The organism is Hymenobacter sp. BRD67, assembly GCF_013256425.1.
GTDB lineage: Bacteria > Bacteroidota > Bacteroidia > Cytophagales > Hymenobacteraceae > Hymenobacter.
Genome location: NZ_CP053904.1, coordinates 2,632,119 through 2,651,361, shown reverse-complemented (window position 1 = coordinate 2,651,361; position 19,243 = coordinate 2,632,119). Strand labels below are relative to the sequence as shown.

General features: G+C 58.4%; 18 protein-coding genes and 1 pseudogene. 6 read left to right on the top strand and 13 right to left on the bottom strand.

What is annotated here, in order from left to right; all coding sequences use genetic code 11:
• Nucleotides 1-17: 17 nt before the first annotated feature.
• From GKZ67_RS12350 to GKZ67_RS12330, 5 genes are all read left to right on the top strand, one after another.
• Entirely contained in the window at nucleotides 18-884 is an 867-nt protein-coding gene (locus tag GKZ67_RS12350; protein WP_173242695.1) for a nitrilase-related carbon-nitrogen hydrolase, read from the top strand.
• Between the two features lie 14 nt (nucleotides 885-898).
• On the top strand, nucleotides 899-1,216 hold the full coding sequence (locus GKZ67_RS12345; protein WP_173242693.1) for a hypothetical protein: 318 nt from the start codon (nucleotides 899-901) through the stop codon (nucleotides 1,214-1,216).
• Nucleotides 1,217-1,474: 258 nt separating this feature from the next.
• The gene (locus GKZ67_RS12340) at nucleotides 1,475-2,797 is read left to right on the top strand and encodes an FAD-dependent oxidoreductase (protein WP_173242691.1); all 1,323 of its coding nucleotides are present in this window, start codon (nucleotides 1,475-1,477) and stop codon (nucleotides 2,795-2,797) included.
• Nucleotides 2,798-2,899: 102 nt separating this feature from the next.
• Entirely contained in the window at nucleotides 2,900-4,267 is a 1,368-nt protein-coding gene (gene preA, locus GKZ67_RS12335; protein ID WP_173242689.1) for an NAD-dependent dihydropyrimidine dehydrogenase subunit PreA, read from the top strand.
• 126 nt (nucleotides 4,268-4,393) lie between these two features.
• Complete coding sequence (locus GKZ67_RS12330; RefSeq protein WP_173242687.1) at nucleotides 4,394-5,767, top strand: dipeptidase; 1,374 nt, start codon at nucleotides 4,394-4,396, stop codon at nucleotides 5,765-5,767.
• 78 nt (nucleotides 5,768-5,845) lie between these two features.
• Here GKZ67_RS12330 and GKZ67_RS12325 read toward each other — a convergent pair whose 3' ends face one another.
• From GKZ67_RS12325 to GKZ67_RS12310, 4 genes are all read right to left on the bottom strand, one after another.
• A complete protein-coding gene (locus tag GKZ67_RS12325) occupies nucleotides 5,846-6,433 on the bottom strand; it encodes a porin family protein (RefSeq protein ID WP_173242685.1) in 588 nt (195 codons plus the stop codon).
• Nucleotides 6,434-6,610: 177 nt separating this feature from the next.
• Entirely contained in the window at nucleotides 6,611-7,237 is a 627-nt protein-coding gene (locus GKZ67_RS12320) for a porin family protein (protein WP_173242683.1), read from the bottom strand.
• Nucleotides 7,238-7,334: 97 nt separating this feature from the next.
• Nucleotides 7,335-7,934: a porin family protein gene (locus tag GKZ67_RS12315; protein ID WP_173242681.1), complete on the bottom strand. Its 600-nt coding sequence runs from the start codon at nucleotides 7,932-7,934 to the stop codon at nucleotides 7,335-7,337.
• Nucleotides 7,935-8,065: 131 nt separating this feature from the next.
• Complete coding sequence (locus GKZ67_RS12310; RefSeq protein WP_173242679.1) at nucleotides 8,066-8,743, bottom strand: porin family protein; 678 nt, start codon at nucleotides 8,741-8,743, stop codon at nucleotides 8,066-8,068.
• A gap of 192 nt (nucleotides 8,744-8,935) precedes the next feature.
• Between GKZ67_RS12310 and GKZ67_RS12305 the strand changes: the two genes are divergently transcribed.
• Entirely contained in the window at nucleotides 8,936-10,093 is a 1,158-nt protein-coding gene (locus GKZ67_RS12305) for an acyloxyacyl hydrolase (protein WP_173242677.1), read from the top strand.
• 239 nt (nucleotides 10,094-10,332) lie between these two features.
• Here the strand turns inward: GKZ67_RS12305 and GKZ67_RS12300 are convergent, their stop codons facing one another.
• From GKZ67_RS12300 to GKZ67_RS12270, 9 genes and pseudogenes are all read right to left on the bottom strand, one after another.
• Nucleotides 10,333-11,370 (bottom strand): quinone-dependent dihydroorotate dehydrogenase, encoded by a 1,038-nt coding sequence (locus tag GKZ67_RS12300; protein WP_173242675.1) that lies wholly within the window; start codon nucleotides 11,368-11,370, stop codon nucleotides 10,333-10,335.
• A 99-nt stretch (nucleotides 11,371-11,469) separates the two neighbouring features.
• Nucleotides 11,470-12,471 carry a transposase gene (locus GKZ67_RS12295; RefSeq protein ID WP_173242673.1) on the bottom strand — a complete coding sequence of 334 codons (1,002 nt, stop codon included), beginning with the start codon at nucleotides 12,469-12,471 and terminating at the stop codon, nucleotides 11,470-11,472.
• Nucleotides 12,472-12,608: 137 nt separating this feature from the next.
• Complete coding sequence (locus GKZ67_RS12290) at nucleotides 12,609-14,147, bottom strand: YifB family Mg chelatase-like AAA ATPase (RefSeq protein WP_173242671.1); 1,539 nt, start codon at nucleotides 14,145-14,147, stop codon at nucleotides 12,609-12,611.
• Between the two features lie 87 nt (nucleotides 14,148-14,234).
• Nucleotides 14,235-14,813, bottom strand: a complete 579-nt coding sequence (gene lpcA, locus GKZ67_RS12285; RefSeq protein ID WP_173242669.1) for a D-sedoheptulose 7-phosphate isomerase — start codon at nucleotides 14,811-14,813, stop codon at nucleotides 14,235-14,237.
• Nucleotides 14,814-14,827: 14 nt separating this feature from the next.
• Nucleotides 14,828-15,202: a hypothetical protein gene (locus tag GKZ67_RS12280; protein WP_173242667.1), complete on the bottom strand. Its 375-nt coding sequence runs from the start codon at nucleotides 15,200-15,202 to the stop codon at nucleotides 14,828-14,830.
• 66 nt (nucleotides 15,203-15,268) lie between these two features.
• Nucleotides 15,269-16,087: an ABC transporter ATP-binding protein gene (locus GKZ67_RS25185; RefSeq protein ID WP_410505018.1), complete on the bottom strand. Its 819-nt coding sequence runs from the start codon at nucleotides 16,085-16,087 to the stop codon at nucleotides 15,269-15,271.
• Nucleotides 16,066-16,497 (bottom strand): annotated as a pseudogene (locus tag GKZ67_RS25180) (ABC transporter transmembrane domain-containing protein); the annotation flags it as partial. The pseudogene GKZ67_RS25180 and the gene GKZ67_RS25185, both read right to left, overlap by 22 nt.
• On the bottom strand, nucleotides 16,410-16,868 hold the full coding sequence (locus GKZ67_RS25175; protein WP_410505073.1) for an ABC transporter transmembrane domain-containing protein: 459 nt from the start codon (nucleotides 16,866-16,868) through the stop codon (nucleotides 16,410-16,412). The pseudogene GKZ67_RS25180 and the gene GKZ67_RS25175, both read right to left, overlap by 88 nt.
• Nucleotides 16,869-17,172: 304 nt before the next feature.
• Nucleotides 17,173-19,164, bottom strand: coding sequence for a capsule assembly Wzi family protein (locus tag GKZ67_RS12270; protein WP_173242665.1), 1,992 nt, complete (start codon nucleotides 19,162-19,164; stop codon nucleotides 17,173-17,175).
• Nucleotides 19,165-19,243: the final 79 nt, after the last annotated feature.

Genomic DNA, 19,243 nt, shown 5'->3' with positions numbered 1-19,243 from the left:
ACCTAATTCTCCTTACAATGCCCAGAATTATTAAATCCGGCCTCATCCAGATGAGCCTGCCGATGACGGAGGGTGAAGGCTCTATCGCAGAAATAAAAGAAGCGATGGTGCAGAAGCATATCCCGCTGATTGAAGAAGCCGGCCGCCAGGGCGTGCAGATTCTGTGCTTGCAGGAAATATTCAATACGCCCTACTTCTGCCCCGGCCAGGATAATAAGTGGTACGCCTCAGCTGAGGCAGTGCCCGGCCCCACCACCGAGCGCATGGCAGAATACGCCAGGAAATACAACATGGTGATGATTGTGCCCGTGTACGAGCGCGAGTCGGCCGGCTTTCTCTACAACACGGCCGCCGTTATTGATGCCGACGGCACGTACCTGGGTAAATATCGTAAAAATCATATACCTCACACGTCGGGCTTTTGGGAGAAATACTTCTTCAAGCCGGGCAACCTGGGCTATCCGGTGTTCCAGACCAAGTACGCCAAGGTGGGCGTGTACATCTGCTACGACCGGCACTTCCCCGACGGGGCGCGGGTGCTGGGCCTCAACGGCGCCGAAATCGTGTACAATCCTTCGGCCACGGTAGCGGGCCTTTCGCAGTACCTCTGGAAGCTGGAGCAGCCCGCCCACGCGGCCGCCAATGGCTACTTCATGGGCTGCATCAACCGGGTAGGGGAGGAGAAGCCCTGGAACCTGGGCCGCTTCTACGGCACCAGCTACTTCGTGGACCCGCGCGGCCAGATTATCGCTCAGGCCGACGAGTACAAAGACGAGCTGCTCATCGCCGAGTTCGACCTCGACATAATTGACGAGGTGCGCGCCACCTGGCAGTTTTTCCGCGACCGCCGGCCCGAGACGTACGAGAAGCTGGTGGAATTGTAGGCTGCTACTTGCAGATGAAACCGCTAGGTCCTGCTACGGCCAGCAGAGCCGAGATAGTAAACTATTATAAGAAGGCAACTTACTGCTACGCTGCCCCTTTTGGCTTATTAGTACTGAGTTTTCTAATACCGTTTGTGGGAGCAGTGGGACTATTTACCTTGCTGCCGCTTGGATTAGCAGGCTTATTCTTTACTAAACGTGGCTTAACGCTCGCTGCCAAAAATGGTGACCGGGAAAAAAAAGACGTGGGCTACGCTAATTTGGTGCTGGGCGTCATTGTCTTGCTTTTTGGGTTACTAGCACTGGCCTTCACCTATGTAAGACTAAGTTAAAAATAGTCTGTCGTTGCGAGTCTGCGAATCAAACGCACGAAGACAAACTAGCGCGGATTCTGGGTGAGTGTACGTTTTTTGCCAACCTGGCTCCCCTCTCCTTTTCGGAGAGGGGCTGGGGGTGAGGCGAACGCAAGAACAGAACCCGTACACTGACCCAGAATTCGCGCTAATAACCAGGCGAGTGAGTCGTTCTGGTGCGATTGCTTCGCCGACTCGTAATGACAAACGAGTTGATTTTCAATAAGGAAAAATCTAATGGCCGAATTTTCTACCCCGACTACCGCCCAGGAATTTGCCCAAAACTTCGCGCAGCTCAAGCCGAATATGAGCCGTACCGAGGCGCTGTATGAAAGCTCACGCTGTCTGTTTTGCTTCGATGCGCCGTGCATCACGGCCTGCCCGTCGGGCATCGACATTCCGCAGTTTATCCGGCAGATAAACTCGGGCAACGTGACCGGCTCGGCGCGCACCATCTACGAGGCCAACTACTTCGGCAACGCCTGCGGCAAGGTGTGCCCCACGGAGGTGCTGTGCGAAGGTTCCTGCGTGTACAACCTGCAGGACGTGAAGCCGATAGAGATAGGCCGCCTGCAAAGCTACGCCACTACCCAGGCCATAACGGAAAACAAAAAGCTCTTCACGCCCGGTCCGGCCAACGGCAAGCGCGTGGCCGTAATAGGGGCCGGCCCCGCGGGCATCTCGGCCGCCTGTGAGCTGCGGGCGCTGGGCTACGAAGTCACGGTTTTTGAAGCCAAAGCCCAGCCTTCGGGCCTCACGGTGTACGGCGTGGCGCCCTACAAAATCACCAACGAGGAGGCGCTGGCCGAAATGACCTACCTGCAAGGGCAGTTCGGCTACGAGGTGCGCTACCACGCGCCGATTACCGGCCGCGCCGACCTGGCCGCGCTCGAAGCCGAATACGACGCCATTTTCCTGGGTATCGGCCTGGGTAAAACTACCCAGCTGGGGCTGCCCGGCGAGGAAAAAATCAATTGCGTGGGCGCGGTCGAATTTATTGAAGAGCTGCGTCAGCGTCAGCAGCAGATGCAGGTGGGCCGCACGGTCATCGTGTTCGGCGGCGGCAACACCGCCATGGATGCCGCCTCCGAAGCCGCCCGGCTGGGGGCCGAGAGCGTGGTACTGGCCTACCGGCGCGGCAAGGAAGAGATGGGCGCCTATGACTTTGAATACGAACTTGCTAAAGCCGTGGGCATGAAGGGGTTGTTTAATGTAGCGCCGCTCGAAATAGTGGGCGATGACTATGTGGCAGGGGTGCGCTTCATTCGCACGGTAATCGAAGACGGTCGCGTGCGCGAAGTACCCGGCTCCGAGTTTGTGCAAGCCTGCGACATGGTGATTAAAGCCACTGGCCAGGCCAAGCAGACCCATTTTCTGCACCACATTCCGGGCCTGGAGCTGGACGGCCGGGGCCGCATCGTGGCCGATGCCGCGGGCCAGACCACCAACCCGCAGTATTTCACCTCCGGCGATGCCCGCAACGGCGGCGCCGAAGTAGTGAACGCCGCCGCCGAAGCCAAGGTGGCCGCGCGGGGCATCCACGCCTTTTTGAGTAAGTAGCGCTGTGGCGTGGACTCTGCGAGTCCGCGCGTAGGGAGCCAAGCGCCCGCTTGGCAAGTCACCAACACTTTACTTGCGGACTCACAGAGTCCGCGCTACATTATGCCCGACCTTTCCATAAACTTCGCCGGCATCACCTCGCCCAACCCGTTCTGGCTGGCCTCGGCGCCGCCCACCAACTCCGGCTACCAGGTGATGAAAGCCTTCGACGCGGGCTGGGGCGGCGCGGTGTGGAAAACGCTCGGCGTGCCCGTCATCAACGTGTCGAGCCGCTACGGCGGCGTCAGCTACCGCGACAAGCGGCTGGTGGGCTTCAACAACATCGAGCTGATATCGGACCGCCCGCTGACCGACAACCTGCGCGAGATTTCGGAAGTCAAAAAGCGCTTTCCCGACCACGCCGTCATTGCCTCGCTCATGGTGCAGAGCCGGCAGGAGTGGCACGACATCGTGCGCCAGAGCCAGGATGCCGGCGCCGACGGCTTCGAGCTGAACTTCGGCTGCCCGCACGGCATGTGCGAGCGTGGCATGGGCTCGGCGGTAGGGCAGGAGCCCAACGTGTTGCAAATGATAGTGGAATGGGTGATGGAAGTGGCCCAAAAGCCCGTTATCGTGAAGCTCACGCCCAATATCTCCGACATCACAGAGCCGGCCCAGGCGGCGCGGCGCGGCGGGGCCGATGCCATCTCCTTGATAAACACCATTCAAAGTATTGTGGGCGTGGACCTTGACCGCTTCGCGCCCTACCCGATTGTGGATGGCCAGGGCACCAACGGCGGCTACTGCGGCCCGGCCGTGAAACCCATTGCCCTGAACATGGTGAAGAACTGCGCCCAGCACCCCGACGTGCGCCTGCCTATCTCGGGCATCGGCGGCATCGAGAACTGGCGCGACGCCGTGGAGCATATCCTGCTGGGCGCCAGCTCGGTGCAGGTGTGCACGGCGGCTATGCACTTTGGCTTTGGCATCATTCGCGAGCTGGTGAGCGGGCTGGAGCAGTATATGGTAGAGAAAAATTTTAACACCATCTACGACTTCGTGGGCAAGGCCCTGCCCAACGTGCGGCACTGGGAGGACCTCAACATGAAGTACCAGGTGAAGGCCCACATTCACGAAGAGAAGTGCATTGGCTGCCAGCTCTGCTACACTGCCTGCGAGGACGGCGCGCATCAGGCTATCCGGCTGCAAGCCGGCACGCGCACGCCGGCTATTATCGAAGAAAACTGCGTGGGCTGTAATCTCTGCTCGCTCGTGTGCCCCGTCGACGACTGCATCACGATGGACCGCCACGACGACGGCACGCAGCACCTGACCTGGAAAGAGCGCACCACCGCCAATACCATTCCTACCGAATTCAACGATGAGAAAGCCGGCGGCCGTCACCATTGGGTGCCCGAGCCAGCCGCCGCGCTCGGCAAGGAGCGCCATAAAACACTGCCTGGTAAGGCACGGGCACTGGGCATACTATAAGGTTGCTATTAGCGACTGCCGCGAAAGCGAGCAGTAGCGGACCAGGCGGCACTTCTTTTCTTAGGTGTGTGCAACTGCTTATTGCCAGCGGCCTACTTTTGTGCTCCCCTTTATTCTTTCCCGCCTATGCCCGCCCCTGCTTACCTAACCCAGCATCAAAATCGCTTTCTCGAAGAGCTAATGGACTGGCTGCGCATCCCGTCCGTCTCGGCCGACCCCAAGTTTCACGGCGATGTACTTAAAGCCGCCGACTTCCTGAAAGCCAGGCTCGAAGAAGCCGGCGCGCAAAACGTCGAGCTGTGCCCCACGGCCGGCAATCCTATCGTATATGCCGAGTATTTTTCGGGCCCCGACAAGCCTACCGTGCTGGTATATGGCCACTACGATGTGCAGCCGGCCGACCCCTACGAGCTATGGACTTCGCCACCGTTTGAGCCGGTGATTAAGGACGAGAAAATTTACGCCCGTGGTGCCTGCGACGATAAAGGCCAGGTATACATGCACGTCAAGGCGCTGGAAATGATGCTGCGCGACGGCGGAGCGGGCGCGCCCTGCAACATCAAATTCATGTTTGAAGGCGAAGAGGAAGTTGGCTCCAACAACTTGGGCATCTTCGTGAAAGCTAATAAGGAGAAGCTGCAGGCCGACGTCATTCTCATCTCCGATACCGGCATCCTGGCCAACGACGTACCGAGCATCGAAGTGGGCCTGCGTGGCCTCAGCTACCACGAGGTGGAGGTAACCGGCCCCAACCGCGACCTGCACTCGGGCCTCTACGGCGGCGCCGTGATGAACCCCATCAACGCGCTCTGCGACATGATTAGCAGCCTGCACGATAAAAACCGCCACATCACTATCCCCGGCTTTTACGACAATGTGGATGAGCTGAGCGCCGCTGAGCGCGCCGAAATGGCCCAGGCGCCGTTTTCGGAAGAAGAATTTAAGCAGAGCATCGGGCTGCCCGCCGCCGTGGGTGAGGCTGGCTACAGCACGCCCGAGCGCACCAGCATCCGGCCCACGCTCGACGTAAACGGCATCTGGGGCGGCTACACGGGCGAGGGCGCCAAAACGGTAATCGCCAGTAAGGCCTACGCCAAAATCTCGATGCGCCTGGTGCCGCACCAAACCAGCGACGAGATTACCGCCCTGTTTCAGATGCACTTTACAAGCATTGCACCGGCCGGCATTACGGTGAAAGTAACGCCCCACCACGGCGGCGAGCCCGTGGTGACACCCACCGACTCGGCCGCTTACCGCGCCGCCGCCAAGGCGCTCGAAACTACGTTTGGTAAAAAGCCGGTGCCCACGCGCGGCGGCGGCTCCATCCCCATCGTGGCTATGTTCAAGAGCGAGCTTGGGCTCGACTCGGTACTACTGGGCTTTGGGCTGGACAGCGACGCCATCCACTCGCCCAACGAGCACTTCGGGGTCTTCAATTTCCTGAAAGGCATCGAAACCATTCCCGAGTTTTACCGCGAGTACGCGGCGCTGCTGAAATAGGCGGCTACCATTCCACGCCCACAAAAAAGGTGCGTCGCCCGGCTGGGCAACGCACCTTTTTTGTGGGCGCCAAGGGAGTTATTTCCCGAACGAATAAGCTAGGTTCACCCAGAACGTATTCGACTTCAGGCTGTTGGTGCCAAACGTTACGTTATTAACGGTATTGTTTTTAAAGACGTTGGTCGCTCCGCCGTCATAGCGGAGGCCAATGGAAAGACCGGTGCCCAACTGATAGCCCAGGCCCAGTATATAATCGAGCACTACGGGGTTAACGTCGCTTTTTACGTCATTGCCGGCTTCGTTTTTAGCGGTCAGTGCGAAATTTACTTCCGGTCCAGCCTCAAAAAACAGCCCTTTGGCGTGCACACGGGCCAGCAGCGGCACGTTGATGTAAGAGATGTCGCGGCTCAGGTCGGTATTATTGGAGTCGAAGTACTGCAGCGTGTATAGTGCTTCGGGGTGAAAAGAGAACGACTCGCTAAAATAAACATCGGCATTCAGGCCGGCCTGGTAAGCCGAGTGGTTTACCGAGGAGTAGGGACCGCTGTCCCGAAGATTGGTGCGGCCGTAGCCCAGGGTAATGCCTACCGTATTGGCGGGCGTTTGAGCATAGGCCGCACTAGCCGTAGCGACAAGCAGAGCCAGCGTGAAGAATGATTTTTTCATTATATAGTAAAAAATAGTTAATTTCCGGACAGCATCGTAACGTTTGGCCCGGCTGGCGTTATACTCTGTTCATTACCACGAGGTTTCTTCATTATAAATTCATTAATAATCACCAAAGGCCCGGCCTCCTGTCTGGGAAGCCGGGCCTTTATAAAGGAAGCGCCGGTTCAGGCGCTGTTAATTAAAGGAGTACGTTGCGTACAGTTGAAACGTGCTGTTGCGTGCCCGAGGCTGCACCGTAACGTTGCCAATGGTATTTGAAACCGGAAAGTTTGTGAAGGCACCATTGTAGCGCAGGCCGATGCCCAAGCCGTGCTTGAGCTGGTAGCCGAGGCCGGCCAGGTAGCCAAAATCAACCTGCTTATAAGCGTCTTTTACATCGACCGACGTACTGCCTGACTCATTCTTGGCAGCTAGCAGGAAGCCAACCTGGGGGCCTGCTTCGAAGAAGAAGCCATCGGTATTGACATGGAAGGCCAGCGGCACGTCAAGGTAATTCAAACGGGTACGCGTATCAACAACGTCGCGTACGCTCGCTCCCTTTTGTGAGTATAGCAGCTCGGGCTGAAAGGCAAACAGCTTGGAAAAGCCAATATTAGCGAATACACCTGCCTGAAAGCCAAGACGATAGTCATATCCACTGTTCCCACTAGGGGTTTGGGTGTCTTTGCCCACAAAGCTGGTGAGCGCTGCGCCGGCCTTGATACCCAGCGATACATTGCCGCCACGCCCGCGATACTGCGCCTGAGCAGCGGTGCTCAGGCCCAATACCAGCGCTAGCAGCATGATAATGGATTTTTTCATTCGATAAGTAAAGAGGAATGGTTCCGGGGCAAAGCTACGGCCGCTAAAAAGCCGGCTCTCCCAGGAGAGCCGGCTTTTTAGGTGGTGGTTGAAAGTATTATTTGCCACCAAATATATAGCCCATATAGAGCTGAAACGCGCTGTTTTTAAGGTTCGTCTGAATGGTCGTATTTGCAATAGTTATATCCTTAACTATATTGGTAAATCCACCATTATAGCGTAACCCTACCATTGGGCCGCTGGCAACCTGAAAGCCGACGCCGGCAGCATAGCCAAAATCCACCCCTTTAAATGAGTCTTTTACATCGGTTGAGCTGCTACTGGTCTTGTTGGTAGCGGAAGCCAGAAAGCCTACCTGGGGGCCAAGCTCAAAAAATAAGCCAGTTGCGCCAGTTGCCACCTTCGCTAATATCGGAATATCCACGTAATTTAGATTGACGCGGTTGTTACTGTTGGTATCGTCCTGGCCACCTTTCATGGAGTACAGCAGCTCCGGCTGAATAGAAATCATCTCATTCAACCCAAAGTTGGCGACTAGGCCAGCATGAAATCCCAGTTTGGTAGCTGTGGCACCGGCATCGCTGCCCGTCCAGCTGCTGAGCGAGGCACCGGCCTTTATACCAAATCTGGCAGTCTGCGCTTGAGCGGCAACTGAAATTCCGGCCAGTAGGCCAAGGGAGAGAAAAGCTTTTTTCATCAGGCGGGAGGTGAAGAGGAAATTAAGATAGGCTGCAAAGGTAGCCCCGGCTTTTAAAGCAGCACAAAAAAACCGACTCCCTTTAAGGAGCCGGTTTTTTGTGCTGTAAGCAGTGCTGTACTGGCTAAAGCCTAGCTTTTGCCACCAAACAGGTAGTGTACCTGGAACTGGAATACTGAATTACGGAAATTGTTGGTGGTGGTCACGCCCGGAAGCGGGTTGATACCATCCTTATAGACATTGGAGAAGTCACCGGTGTAGCGAATGCCAAGGCCAAGGCCGCTGGTAAGCTGGTAGCCGATACCGCCAACGTAGCCAATAGCCACTTTGTTGAGGTGGTTTGTATCCGTGTTGATTTCTACTTCCTGTGAGCTGCCTGCACCAGCATCTTTAGGGCGGGTAAAATCGCGGGTAGCTACTAGAAAGCTGGCTTGTGGGCCTACTTCAAAGAACAAGCCTTTGCCGTTTTCGCCCGTCGTGAATTTAGCCAGGACAGGTACGTCAATGTATTGAACAGTAGAGCGGAACTGGGTATTATTGGTTGTGGCTGCTGTACTATAGTTCTGTACCAGCGCACCCTTTTGAGAATAAAGGGCTTCCACCTGAAGTGATATCAGGTCCGAAAACCCGTAGTTAATGAGCGCACCAGCCGTAAATCCGGGCTTGAAGGTGACGTCACCTGCCTCGGAGCCAGAATAGGAGCTGAGGCTGAAGCCACCTTTAACACCATACTTGAGAACGCCGCTCTGCGCATTGGCCGTGCCGGCAAAGCCAGCTAGAAGTGCGAGGGAAAGAAGTACTTTTTTCATGTCTGAAAGATTGATTAATAGACCCTGGCCGGCTAAGAATAGAATAAATAGGAGTGAGGTGGCCGGGAATGCGCCTTATACTTAGCCTGGCGGGGCGAGGGTTACATGTTGAGGAAATTTTGATTTCTTTTTGTGGAGGTCGGAGGGCACCCTGGGCCGGCGTAGCTTTGGCGCTGATTAGCTTGCTTTCCTATGCGCTGGTTTCGTCGGGCTTTGCAGCTCGTTAAGTATTATGTAGTTAGTGGGGTATTGCTGTTCAGCAGCCTTACATCGGCCCTGCCTGGCCTGGCGCAGAAGCTTCCGGTAGCTGATTCGGTAAAGCAGGCTTTGCCCGAGAAATTTATTTTGGGGGCCTACGCGCAGGGGGCTATAATTATCAACCATACGCGGCCCGTTAGCCACCTGGTGGCCTCCCACCCAACCGGCTTTGAGCTGAACGTGCAGCGCCAGACTACCGGGGCCGCGCCCTGGCATAGCTGGTACAAGTACCCCAAAGTGGGGCTGGCGCTGGTGTACTACGACTACCATAACCCGATACTGGGGCAGAGTTACGCGGCCTCGGTTTACCTGAGCAAGGCTATCAGGCGCACGGCTCGCCACGACCTGAGCTTTCGGCTGGGTACCGGGCTGGCGTATTTTCCGCAGCACTACGACCTCTATACCAACCGCAAGAATACCTTCGTCAGCTCGGCCCTCAACGCCACGCTGCAAATGCGGCTGGAGTACGATGTAGCCCTAAGCCAGCACCTGGGGTTGCTTATGGGCCTGGGACTCAATCATTACTCCAATGGGGGCTCGGCCAAGCCCAACTTTGGCATCAACCTGCCCACGCTGCTGCTGGGCCTCAATTACTACCAGCAGCGCCCCGTGCCTACGCCCACCACCATGGCACCCGACCCCACCGATATCGGGCGCACTTTTTTTAATATCAGCGCCAGCCTGGGCTATAAGCAGCGCACGGGGGGCGACCCCAGGCACTACCCTGTAAGCTCGGTAACGCTGGCCGTGGGCCGGCGCGTAAACCGTAAAAGCAATTTGCTGCTAGGTATAGAAGGCTTCGACGACCGGTCGCTGGCGGCCGTGCTGCGCGATACTGCCCGCAGCCAGGACCACCTGCCCGACGTCAAAAAAGCCAGCGCTTTCGTGGGCCACGAATTGTTGTTCGGGCGGTTAGCAATGGTGACGCACCTGGGCTTTTACGTGTACAATCCCTACAAATCAAACCCCTTCTACTACGAGCGTATCGGGCTTAAGTATCAGCTAACTAATTTGTTGTTTGTTGATGTCGACCTTAAAGCGCACCGCGCTACGGCCGATGTCATTGAGCTGAAACTAGGCGTGAAGCTCTAAGCCGGGGCGCCCTGGGCACCGAAAATAGTGCTTAGTTTGGCCCCAGCTGCCCCTGAGCCTTGGCCTGGAATTTTCGCGGGCTCCCTCGTGTTGGTGCCGCCACTCTAATGGGTAAGCCGGCGTTACAAGCCCCGATTTTGTTCACGGCCAGCGCCCCGCCGAAGTAGTAGCGGGTCCGGATGGAGCCAGCACCGGCGGCAGCTGGCTCGGCCTGCGTAATACATTGATTTATAAACATATTATGCAGGCCGCGCCAGCTGTTGGTTGATACGGCTTACCAGGGCGGGGCCTTCGTAAATAAAGCCGGTATAGAGCTGCACCAGCGTGGCGCCGGCAGCCAGCTTTTCGAGCGCATCGGCAGCCGAGTGAATGCCGCCCGCGCCGATAATGGGCAATGCGCCTTGGCTGCGGCGGTGCAGGTAGGCAATAACTTCGGTAGCCCGTTGGCGCAGGGGCCGGCCGCTGAGGCCACCTGCCCCAAGAGTCTCCACCTGCGTGGCCGGGGTAGCCAGACCGGTGCGGGAAATGGTGGTATTCGTTGCTACCAGGCCACTCAGCATGGTTTCGCGCGCGATTTCCAGGATGTCGTCGAGCTGCGCATCGGTGAGGTCGGGTGCGATTTTGAGCAGCAGCGGGCGCGGTACGGCCCGGCGCATGTTTTGCTCCTGCACCTGCTGCAACAGGCGGATAAGCGGCTTTTTATCCTGCAGCTCGCGCAGGCCCGGCGTATTTGGCGAGCTCACGTTGACCACAAAGTAATCGACCACCTCAGCCAGCATCTCAAACGCGGCTGCGTAGTCGTCGCCCGCCCGCTCATTGGGTGTGTCTTTATTCTTGCCGATGTTGCCGCCGATGATAAGCTGAGGGTTGGTGCGCTGCCGCAAGCGCGCCGCCACGGCAGCGGCCCCATCGTTATTGAAGCCCATGCGGTTGATGAGTGCTTCGTCCTGGGGCAGCCGAAATAGGCGCGGGCGCGGGTTGCCGGGCTGGGGCCGGGGCGTCACGGTGCCAATCTCTACAAAGCCAAAGCCCAGCGTCGCCAGCTCATCGGTCAGCAGCGCATTCTTATCAAAGCCCGCCGCCAGGCCCACTGGGTTTGGAAATTTGAGGCCGAACACCTCGCGCTCCAGAGAAGGGTGGTGGTAGTGGTAGAGGCCCCGTAGCAAGGCGGCCGTGCCGGGCAGGCGGGCCACCCGCTTCAGGTTATCAAAAACCAGATGATGCGCCTGCTCGGCATCGAGCTTAAAAAGCAGCGGCTTAACAAGGGATTTATACACGGGCATCGGGGCCAAACTGCTGGTCGAGGTCGGCAGGCAGGTCAACTGGAAATAAAAATTGATTATTTGGTTATATGATTAGTTTATTTATATTAGGACTTACGCAGTTGCCTGCTGCAAAATGTAAACAGGGTTCGCCAAGTAGGTTCGGATAGCCTCGCGCAGGAGTTGCTTTTTGGCTTCGTACCAGCTTCGGCCGGTGCGCAAGCGCTGGGCTTCCAAACGCAAAAAGGCCCGCAGCGCGCACCCGATGTGATTGCGCTGGGCGCGGGCAGCACGCACCTGCGCTTTCTCTACGCCACAGCACTGCTTCAGGCCTCGGTGGTAGTGCTCAATGCCCCAAGCCAAGGCCGCCAGCGGCGCCCGTTGCTCCTCGGGCAGGTCCGGGTCGCTGCTGGCCCAGTACTCCGCGTCTTCCGTGCCGCCGTCTGGGGCCGCGAACCGGAAGACGCGCACAAAGCCGTAGCCCTGGAGCCAAACGCGCTGCCCGCCTGCGGCCAGGGCACAGTCGTGGAGCGGGCGCAAGCCTTGCCCGTCGGGATTGACGCGCCGGTTGCGCTTGAGGCGCGTCAGCCAAGACCAGCCCAGGGCCCGCACTTGCTTGAGGTTGGCCAGACTCGCGTACCAACTGTCAAAGAGTACGCAGCGTGGCGCAATGCCCCGCTGTCGGGCCGCGTGCAGCAGGAGCTGGAAATGGTCATTTTTGGTCAGCTCGTCCGTCGCTTTGTCGTAGAGGCGGTAGTCCACTGGCACCAACGCCTGCCCGTCGCTCCACAAGAGGGTGAGCAGGTTAATGCCCTGCACGACGGCGTGATGCTTGCCCGACCAGTGGCGCGTAACCAAGCCCATATGGTGGGCATAGGGCTTGTCGAGTGTCGTGTCGTCGAGCACCAACACGCCCGTGGCCGGGGTAACCAGGCCCTGTGCTTCCTGCCACAAGGCGGCCGCGTCGGGTTCGAGCCGGTGCAGCAGGCGCGTGTAGGCGTCATGGGCTACCAGCGGCCCGGCATGGACGCGGGCGGCTTCCGTACCGCTCACCGCTGCCGGGCTGGCAACCAAAAACTGAATGTATTCCTCGGCTGCAACCTTCGGCTTGTTCATGTCCAAATTTAATTCGCGCAACTAACTGCGTAACTCCTATATATAATAGATGCCTAATCAATCCGGGAATATTCGTCTGCAATCAGGGTGCAAAAGCTGAGCCATGCTACAAAGTACGCCGATAGCCATCATACCCGCTACCCGGCCCAGCCTTCCCGGTCCAGGCTCCGGTATTGAATAGCCTCGGCCAGGTGCTGAATCTGAATCTCCTCAGTGCCAGCCAAATCGGCGATAGTGCGGGCTACTTTCAGGATGCGGTCGTAGGCACGGGCACTTAGGCCGAGGCGCTCCATCGCCGTCTTGAGTAGGGTACGTCCGGCCTGGCTTATCTGGCAAATGTCCTTTACCATCTGCGAAGGCATCATGGCATTGGAATGAATATCAGCTTGTTCGGCGAAGCGCTTGGTTTGTACGGCCCGCGCCTGCTCTACGCGCTGCTGAATGTCGTGGCTGGTTTCGGCCTTGCGCGTCTCCGTCATCTGGTCAAACGTGACGGGCGTCACCTCCACGTGCAGGTCGATGCGGTCGAGCAGCGGGCCCGATACCTTGTTGAGGTATTTCTGTACCACGCCGGGCCCGCACACGCATTCTTTGTCGGGGTGGTTGTAATAGCCGCACGGGCACGGATTCATGCTGGCAATGAGCATAAAATTGGCCGGAAAGTCGATACTGACCTTGGCCCGCGAAATCGTGACGCGGCGCTCTTCCAGCGGCTGGCGCATCACCTCCAATACGGTGCGCTTAAACTCGGGCAGCTCATCAAGAAACAGCACGCCGTTATGCGAAAGGGAGATTTCGCCCGGCTGCGGGTTGCTGCCGCCGCCCACCAGCGCCACGTCCGAAATAGTGTGGTGCGGAGCCCGAAACGGCCGCTGATTCAGTAGGCCCTGACCCGTGCCCAGCTTGCCGGCCACCGAATGAATCTTGGTGGTTTCGAGTGCTTCCTGCATATTCAGCGGCGGTAATATAGTAGGTAAGCGCTTGGCCAGCATCGTTTTGCCCGCGCCGGGCGGGCCTATCATAATCACATTGTGGCCGCCGGCCGCCGCGATTTCCAGGGCCCGCTTGATGTTTTCCTGGCCCTGCACATCGGCAAAATCGGCGGCGTACTGGTTGGCGCTGTGCTGAAATATGTCGCGGGTATCAATCCGCACGGGCTCAATTACCTGGCGCCCTTCGAAGAAGTCGATAGCCTGCTGCATCGTCTCAACCGGAATCACATCGAGGTTATTGACGATGGCCGCCTCCTGCGCATTTTCTTTGGGCAGGATAATGCCTTTGAAGCCTTCCTTGCGGGCCTGAATGGCAATCGGCAGCACGCCCTTGATGGGACGTAGAGCGCCATCAAGCGACAACTCGCCCATAATGATATAGTGGCCCAGAGTTTCGGTATTCAGCTGCTGCGAGGCGTGCAGAATACCCAGCGCGATGGGCAGGTCGTAGGCTGCCCCTTCCTTGCGGATATCGGCCGGGGCCATATTCACCACTACTTTGGTGCGGGGCATGCGGTAGCCCCGCAGCTTTAGGGCCGACTCGATGCGCTGCTGACTCTCCTTAATGGCATTATCGGGCAGGCCCACTACGTAGAATAGCGTGCCGGCCGTGACAACTACCTCAATGGTAATGGTATAAGCATTGACACCCTGCACGGCCGAGCCGTAGGTTTTGGTTAGCATAGGTTGCAGTATAACAATTGTTGCCTGCAAAAGAACGTGATACCAGACAAAGTGAACACAAGATGAATTATAAGTTTCGGGCTATAGTCAGGCCACGAGCTTCTCAATCAGCATAATCATGATGTGGATTGCCTTGATATGCACTTCCTGAATACGGTCGGCGAAGCCAAAGTGCGGCACGCGTATCTCCACGTCGCTCAGGCCAGCGAGCTGCCCGCCGTCTTTGCCGGTGAGGCTTACTACGCTCATTCCAGCAGCGCGGGCAGCCTCGGCGGCGTTGAGAATATTGGGCGAGTTGCCGCTGGTGCTGATGGCCAGCAGCACGTCGCCGGGCCGGCCCAGCGCCTGCACAAAGCGGCTGAACACAAAATCGAACCCAAAATCGTTGGCCACGCAGCTCATGTGCGAGGCTTCGGTGAGAGCGATGGCGGCTAGGGCGGGGCGGTCCTGGCGGTAGCGGCCGGTCAGCTCTTCGGCAAAGTGCTGAGCATCGCAGAGGCTGCCGCCGTTGCCACAGGTGAGTACTTTACCGCCATTCCGGAGGCTGGTGGCAATTAGCTCGGCGGCCTCGGCGATGCGGGCCAGGTTGGCATCATCGGCCAGAAAGCGGTCGAGAACGCTGCGGGCTTCGGTTAGCTCGGCGCGGATGAGGTCGGGGAGGTGCAAGCGGGGAAACTAAGCTAGTAGGTGGTAGGTGGGATAGTGGGCGGTGCGTCGTAGGCCGTAGGGTAAGGGGCGGCCGGGCCGTTAGTCGGCGGCGCAAGCGGCTTCTTTACGTCGTAGAGCTGCGCTTTCAGCTCATTAATTTTATGGTCTTGCTGGGTCACGCTCCGGCGCAACAGGCTACTATCAATATTCTCAAAAATGAGCAGCAGCGTCACGACCACTACGCTAGCCCAGGCAAAGCCCAGCAGTAAGTTAATCTCCATCGTCTGGCTGTAGATGCTGAAGATATTGACCGTCGAGGTGCGCACGAAGGGAAAGAACAGAATCAGGAGTGCCAGCAGCAAATAAACCAGGGCCAGCACGGTGACAATGCGTTTGAGAAAAAGCATGGCGAAAGAGGGAAAGAAGGTGAGTGCCGAAAGATAGCGACCCAATCGGGTGCCGGGCGCGGGCCGTTATACGAGCGCCGCGTTGGTTTGCAGCTGACTGAGGCGCTGGTAAAGGCCGCCTTCGCGCAGCAGCAGGTCGTCGTGGGTGCCCCGCTCCACAATGCGGCCGTGCTGGAGCACGATAATCTCGTCGGCGTGGCGCACGGTGCTGAGGCGATGGGCAATCACGAGCGAGGTGCGCGAGGCCATGAGGCGCGTGAGGGCTTCCTGCACCAGCTTTTCGCTTTCGGTATCGAGGGCCGACGTGGCTTCATCGAGAATAAGAATGGGCGGGTTGCGCAGAATGGCCCGCGCAATGCTCAGGCGCTGCCGCTGCCCACCCGAAAGCCGCCCGCCCCGGTCCCCGATGGTAGTCTGGTAGCCATCGGGCGAAGCCATAATAAAGTCGTGGGCATTGGCCGTTTTGGCAGCTGCAATTATCTCCTCCTCAGAGGCTTCGGTGTTGAACTTGATGTTGTTATAAATGGTGTCGTTAAATAGAATGCTTTCCTGCGTCACAATGCCCATCTGGGCGCGCACCGAGTACAGCGTGCAGTCGCGCACGTCGTGGCCATCGATGAGCACCTGCCCGGCGCTGGGGTCGTAAAAGCGCGGCAGCAGGTCGGCCAGCGTGCTTTTGCCGCCGCCGCTGGGGCCAACGAGGGCAATGGTCTGGCCTTTTTTCACGGTCAGGTTGAGGTCGTAGAGCACCGGCACGTCGCCGTAGTGAAAGCTCACGTTGCGCAGCTCCACCTGCTCGTGAAAGGGCGGCAGTGCGATGGCATTGGGCCGGTCGCGGATGCTGGGCTCAGTATCAATAATGCTCAGCACCCGCCCGCCCGCCACCAGCCCCCGCTGAATGTTGCTGAATGCCCCGACAACGACTTGGCCGGCGTCAGAATCTGGGAAAATAATATAATATAGGTAATAAACGATGCTGCTGACAGCTCGGCCTGGCCGCTCAGCACCAGCGAGCCGCCGTAGTAAAGCAGGCCCGCCACCACCGTTACGCCCGCAAACTCGGAGAACGGCGAAGCCAGGTCGCGCGTGTTGTCGATGGCCTGCGTGGTGCGGGCATACAAGTCGTTCTGAAACTGAAACTTGCCGAATACATACGCCCGGGCATTGAAGGCTTTTACCACGCGCATGCCGCCCAGGGTTTCCTCAATCACCGAGAGCATGGCGCCCAGGGTGGTCTGGCTGATGGTGGCGTGGCGGCGCAGGCGCTTCGATACGCTGGCAATAATGCCCCCGAGACAGGCAGCAGCACCAGCGAAAACAAGGTGAGCCGGGCCGACATCGAAAACAGCAGCACAAAAATGCCCACGATGTTGAGCGGTTCCTTAAACACGGCCGTGAGTGTGTTTACCACCGATATTTCCACCTCCTGCACGTCATTGGTGAGGTGCGAGATGAGGTCACCCTTGCGCTCATTCGAGAAATAGCCCAGCTCCAGCTCCGTGATGCGCCCGAAGAGCGCGCCGCGCACGTTGCGCACCACCCGCGCCCGCACCCGCGCCAGCAGCCGCCCGCCGAGGTAGCGAAATACGTTGCTTAGGAATACCGATACGATAATCAGGCCGCATACAAATGCCAGCGTGCCCTGCTTGCCGTGCAGCAGCAGCATGCGGCTGAAAAAGAAATCGAATAGCTGCTTGATAAACGTAAGCGAGAGCGCAAAGGCCGGCATGGCCGCCGGGGCCCCGGCCACGTGCGCCGCCGTGGTGCCAAACAGCACATTGAGCAGCGGAATAACCAGGGTGAAGTTGGCAATGCCGAACACGATACCCAGCGTGGCATACAGCGCATACAGCGGCACGAAGTCGGCGTAGGGCCGCGAGAAGCTCAGCAGGCGGAGGTAGGTTTTCACAGAAAAATGGTAGGTAAAAGCTGCCTCGTTTAACTAGTAAATAATATATATTATTTACTAGTTAAAACTCATTCAGGCGCTGGGCGATGTTCCAGCGCAGTGCCACCGATGGATATACCTCGGTGCCATTGCCAATACCGCCGCCGCTGGGATAGCTAATGGGCTGAACTATAGATTGGTGCCGCACGATGAGCGTGGCATCAATAAACAGGTTGAGGCGCGGCTGGTAGGTAGCCGTGAGGTCGGTGTGCAGCAGGTGGCTGGTATTGCCGTCGCCCACCCGGTAGCCGTAGTCGATAAGCTTGCCGGCCGCATCTACCGGCCGGTTGTTGTAGGGCTGTAGAGGGTTGGAGCCGTAATCGCTGTGCGGCACGGGCTGGCCCACCGGGCTGTAGGTGAAGTCAAGGCCTTGCTTGGTATAGAAGGCCTTGGCCACCAGGTTGAGGCGGGGCAGGGGCTGATAGCTGAGCACGGCCAGTATTTCGGCCAGGTTGGCACCCATAGGGTGGGCCAGCGGCTGCTGGTATTGCTCGTAGGCCGTGTACACGCTCTCGTGCTGGTAGGTGTAGGGCCGGATATAGTTGAATTCGACCTGCAGGTCGAGGTTGCGGATGCCGCCCAGGTCGAGCAGCTTGCCGCCGAGCTGCACGGCCTGCTTATTGCTCCACCAGCCGTCGCCGGCGCGTATTTCGCTTAGCTTAAACTCGTCGAGCACCAGCTGGCCGTAGAGCTGGGCGCGGTGCTTGATATTCCACTTGAAGTCGAGGCCCAGCAGCGCATTGTCGGTCGAGCCGACCTGCTGCTCAATGGCGCGGTAAAATATGACCGGGTTCAGGTATTGCAGCTCCAGCCCGCGGCCCGCCCCGCCCGATACCTCCGACTCAAATACGCCGATGTTAAAGTTATTGGTCACATCGAGGCTGAGGTGGTGCAGCGCCAGGTATTTCTTCGGGTAGAGCGAGTCGGCCCCGCTGATGCTGCGGCGGGCCGTCAGCTCCGCAAAAATATTCTGGTAGTTGAATTTCCAGATGCGCGTATTGAGCTTCAGGAAAAAATAGGGCGAGCTGTAATCGCTCAGAATGAGTGAGCGGTAGCCATTACCGATAAAATTGCGGTCGTGGGCCAGCTGCACGCTGATGTGCGGGGTAGCCGCGTAGGTGATGCCGCCACGGGCCGTAAAGAAGTCGTAGGCACTGCCACCCGGCGTCTTATAATCCTTCCAGTAGCCTTCGTGGGGCACAATGTTGTCGCGCCGAATCTGGGCCTGCACCCAGCCCGGTACGGCCTCCTGGTTGTCGGTCAGAAAGCCGTAAAAGCCCAGCCGCTGGTCAATCAGGCCTTCAAAGGACGCGCCCCGCGTGTTCACGTAGCGCAGGCCACTGAGGCTGTTTTCGCCGCCATCTTTCCCAGCTTGCAGCAGCAGGACGGGATTGATGCGCAAGGCAAAGTCTTTGGTCTGAACGTGGTAGAGGTCAGTCTGGTCGCGGTAGAAATACGTCAGAAAAGGCCGCTGGCTATGGTTCAGGCTATCACCAGGGGCCGAAAACATCCAGTTGTCCTGGGTCAGGTACTGCGCATTGAACCGGTCGGCGGCCGAGAGGCCGGCCCCGTCGTTCAGCAGGCGCTCGCCGAGGTGCCCCGCCGCCGAGCGGGTGTAGGGCCGCACGCTGGTGTGCGGGTCTTGCAGCGAGTCGGGCCCGTACTTAATAGCGTAGCGGTCGAGCAGCCGGTAGGTATTTGGGTCGAGCGGCACGTAAAGCGGGCCTTGGTAAAGCTCGGGCGTAGTGGCTTCGCTGGCCCGGGCGGCACGGGGCGGCACCCGGCGGGCCGGCTCGTCCAGCACCAACGGTTGGGTTGGGCGCGCTTCGCGTACCGGCCGGTCGGCTTTCGGCTCTTTCGTAACCGGCTTGTCGCCCTTTGCATTTTCCGGGATGGGCTGATTGAAAATGTACCAGTTGGCCGAGCCTGGCTGGGGCGTGGCGGCCGGCTGAGTGGTCTGGGCCGCGAGCGGGCCAGCCAGAGCAAGTAAGAGCAGATACAGGTAGGATTTCATCAACCAGAAAACTACCCGAAAGGGGGCAGGCTGCACAAATTTACGTCGGCCGCGGCCGCCCCGGCTTTTGGCCCCGACC

Excerpts from the sequence above, each read along its gene's own strand:
- GKZ67_RS12350 (WP_173242695.1), top strand. The coding sequence starts at position 18 with ATGCCCAGAATTATTAAATCCGGCCTCATCCAGATGAGCCTGCCGATG.
- GKZ67_RS12345 (WP_173242693.1), top strand. The coding sequence starts at position 899 with ATGAAACCGCTAGGTCCTGCTACGGCCAGCAGAGCCGAGATAGTAAAC.
- GKZ67_RS12340 (WP_173242691.1), top strand. The coding sequence starts at position 1,475 with ATGGCCGAATTTTCTACCCCGACTACCGCCCAGGAATTTGCCCAAAAC.
- preA (WP_173242689.1), top strand. The coding sequence starts at position 2,900 with ATGCCCGACCTTTCCATAAACTTCGCCGGCATCACCTCGCCCAACCCG.
- GKZ67_RS12330 (WP_173242687.1), top strand. The coding sequence starts at position 4,394 with ATGCCCGCCCCTGCTTACCTAACCCAGCATCAAAATCGCTTTCTCGAA.
- GKZ67_RS12325 (WP_173242685.1), bottom strand. The coding sequence starts at position 6,433 with ATGAAAAAATCATTCTTCACGCTGGCTCTGCTTGTCGCTACGGCTAGT.
- GKZ67_RS12320 (WP_173242683.1), bottom strand. The coding sequence starts at position 7,237 with ATGAAAAAATCCATTATCATGCTGCTAGCGCTGGTATTGGGCCTGAGC.
- GKZ67_RS12315 (WP_173242681.1), bottom strand. The coding sequence starts at position 7,934 with ATGAAAAAAGCTTTTCTCTCCCTTGGCCTACTGGCCGGAATTTCAGTT.
- GKZ67_RS12310 (WP_173242679.1), bottom strand. The coding sequence starts at position 8,743 with ATGAAAAAAGTACTTCTTTCCCTCGCACTTCTAGCTGGCTTTGCCGGC.
- GKZ67_RS12305 (WP_173242677.1), top strand. The coding sequence starts at position 8,936 with ATGCGCTGGTTTCGTCGGGCTTTGCAGCTCGTTAAGTATTATGTAGTT.
- GKZ67_RS12295 (WP_173242673.1), bottom strand. The coding sequence starts at position 12,471 with ATGAACAAGCCGAAGGTTGCAGCCGAGGAATACATTCAGTTTTTGGTT.
- GKZ67_RS12290 (WP_173242671.1), bottom strand. The coding sequence starts at position 14,147 with ATGCTAACCAAAACCTACGGCTCGGCCGTGCAGGGTGTCAATGCTTAT.
- GKZ67_RS12280 (WP_173242667.1), bottom strand. The coding sequence starts at position 15,202 with ATGCTTTTTCTCAAACGCATTGTCACCGTGCTGGCCCTGGTTTATTTG.
- GKZ67_RS25175 (WP_410505073.1), bottom strand. The coding sequence starts at position 16,868 with ATGCTGCTGCTGCACGGCAAGCAGGGCACGCTGGCATTTGTATGCGGC.
- GKZ67_RS12270 (WP_173242665.1), bottom strand. The coding sequence starts at position 19,164 with ATGAAATCCTACCTGTATCTGCTCTTACTTGCTCTGGCTGGCCCGCTC.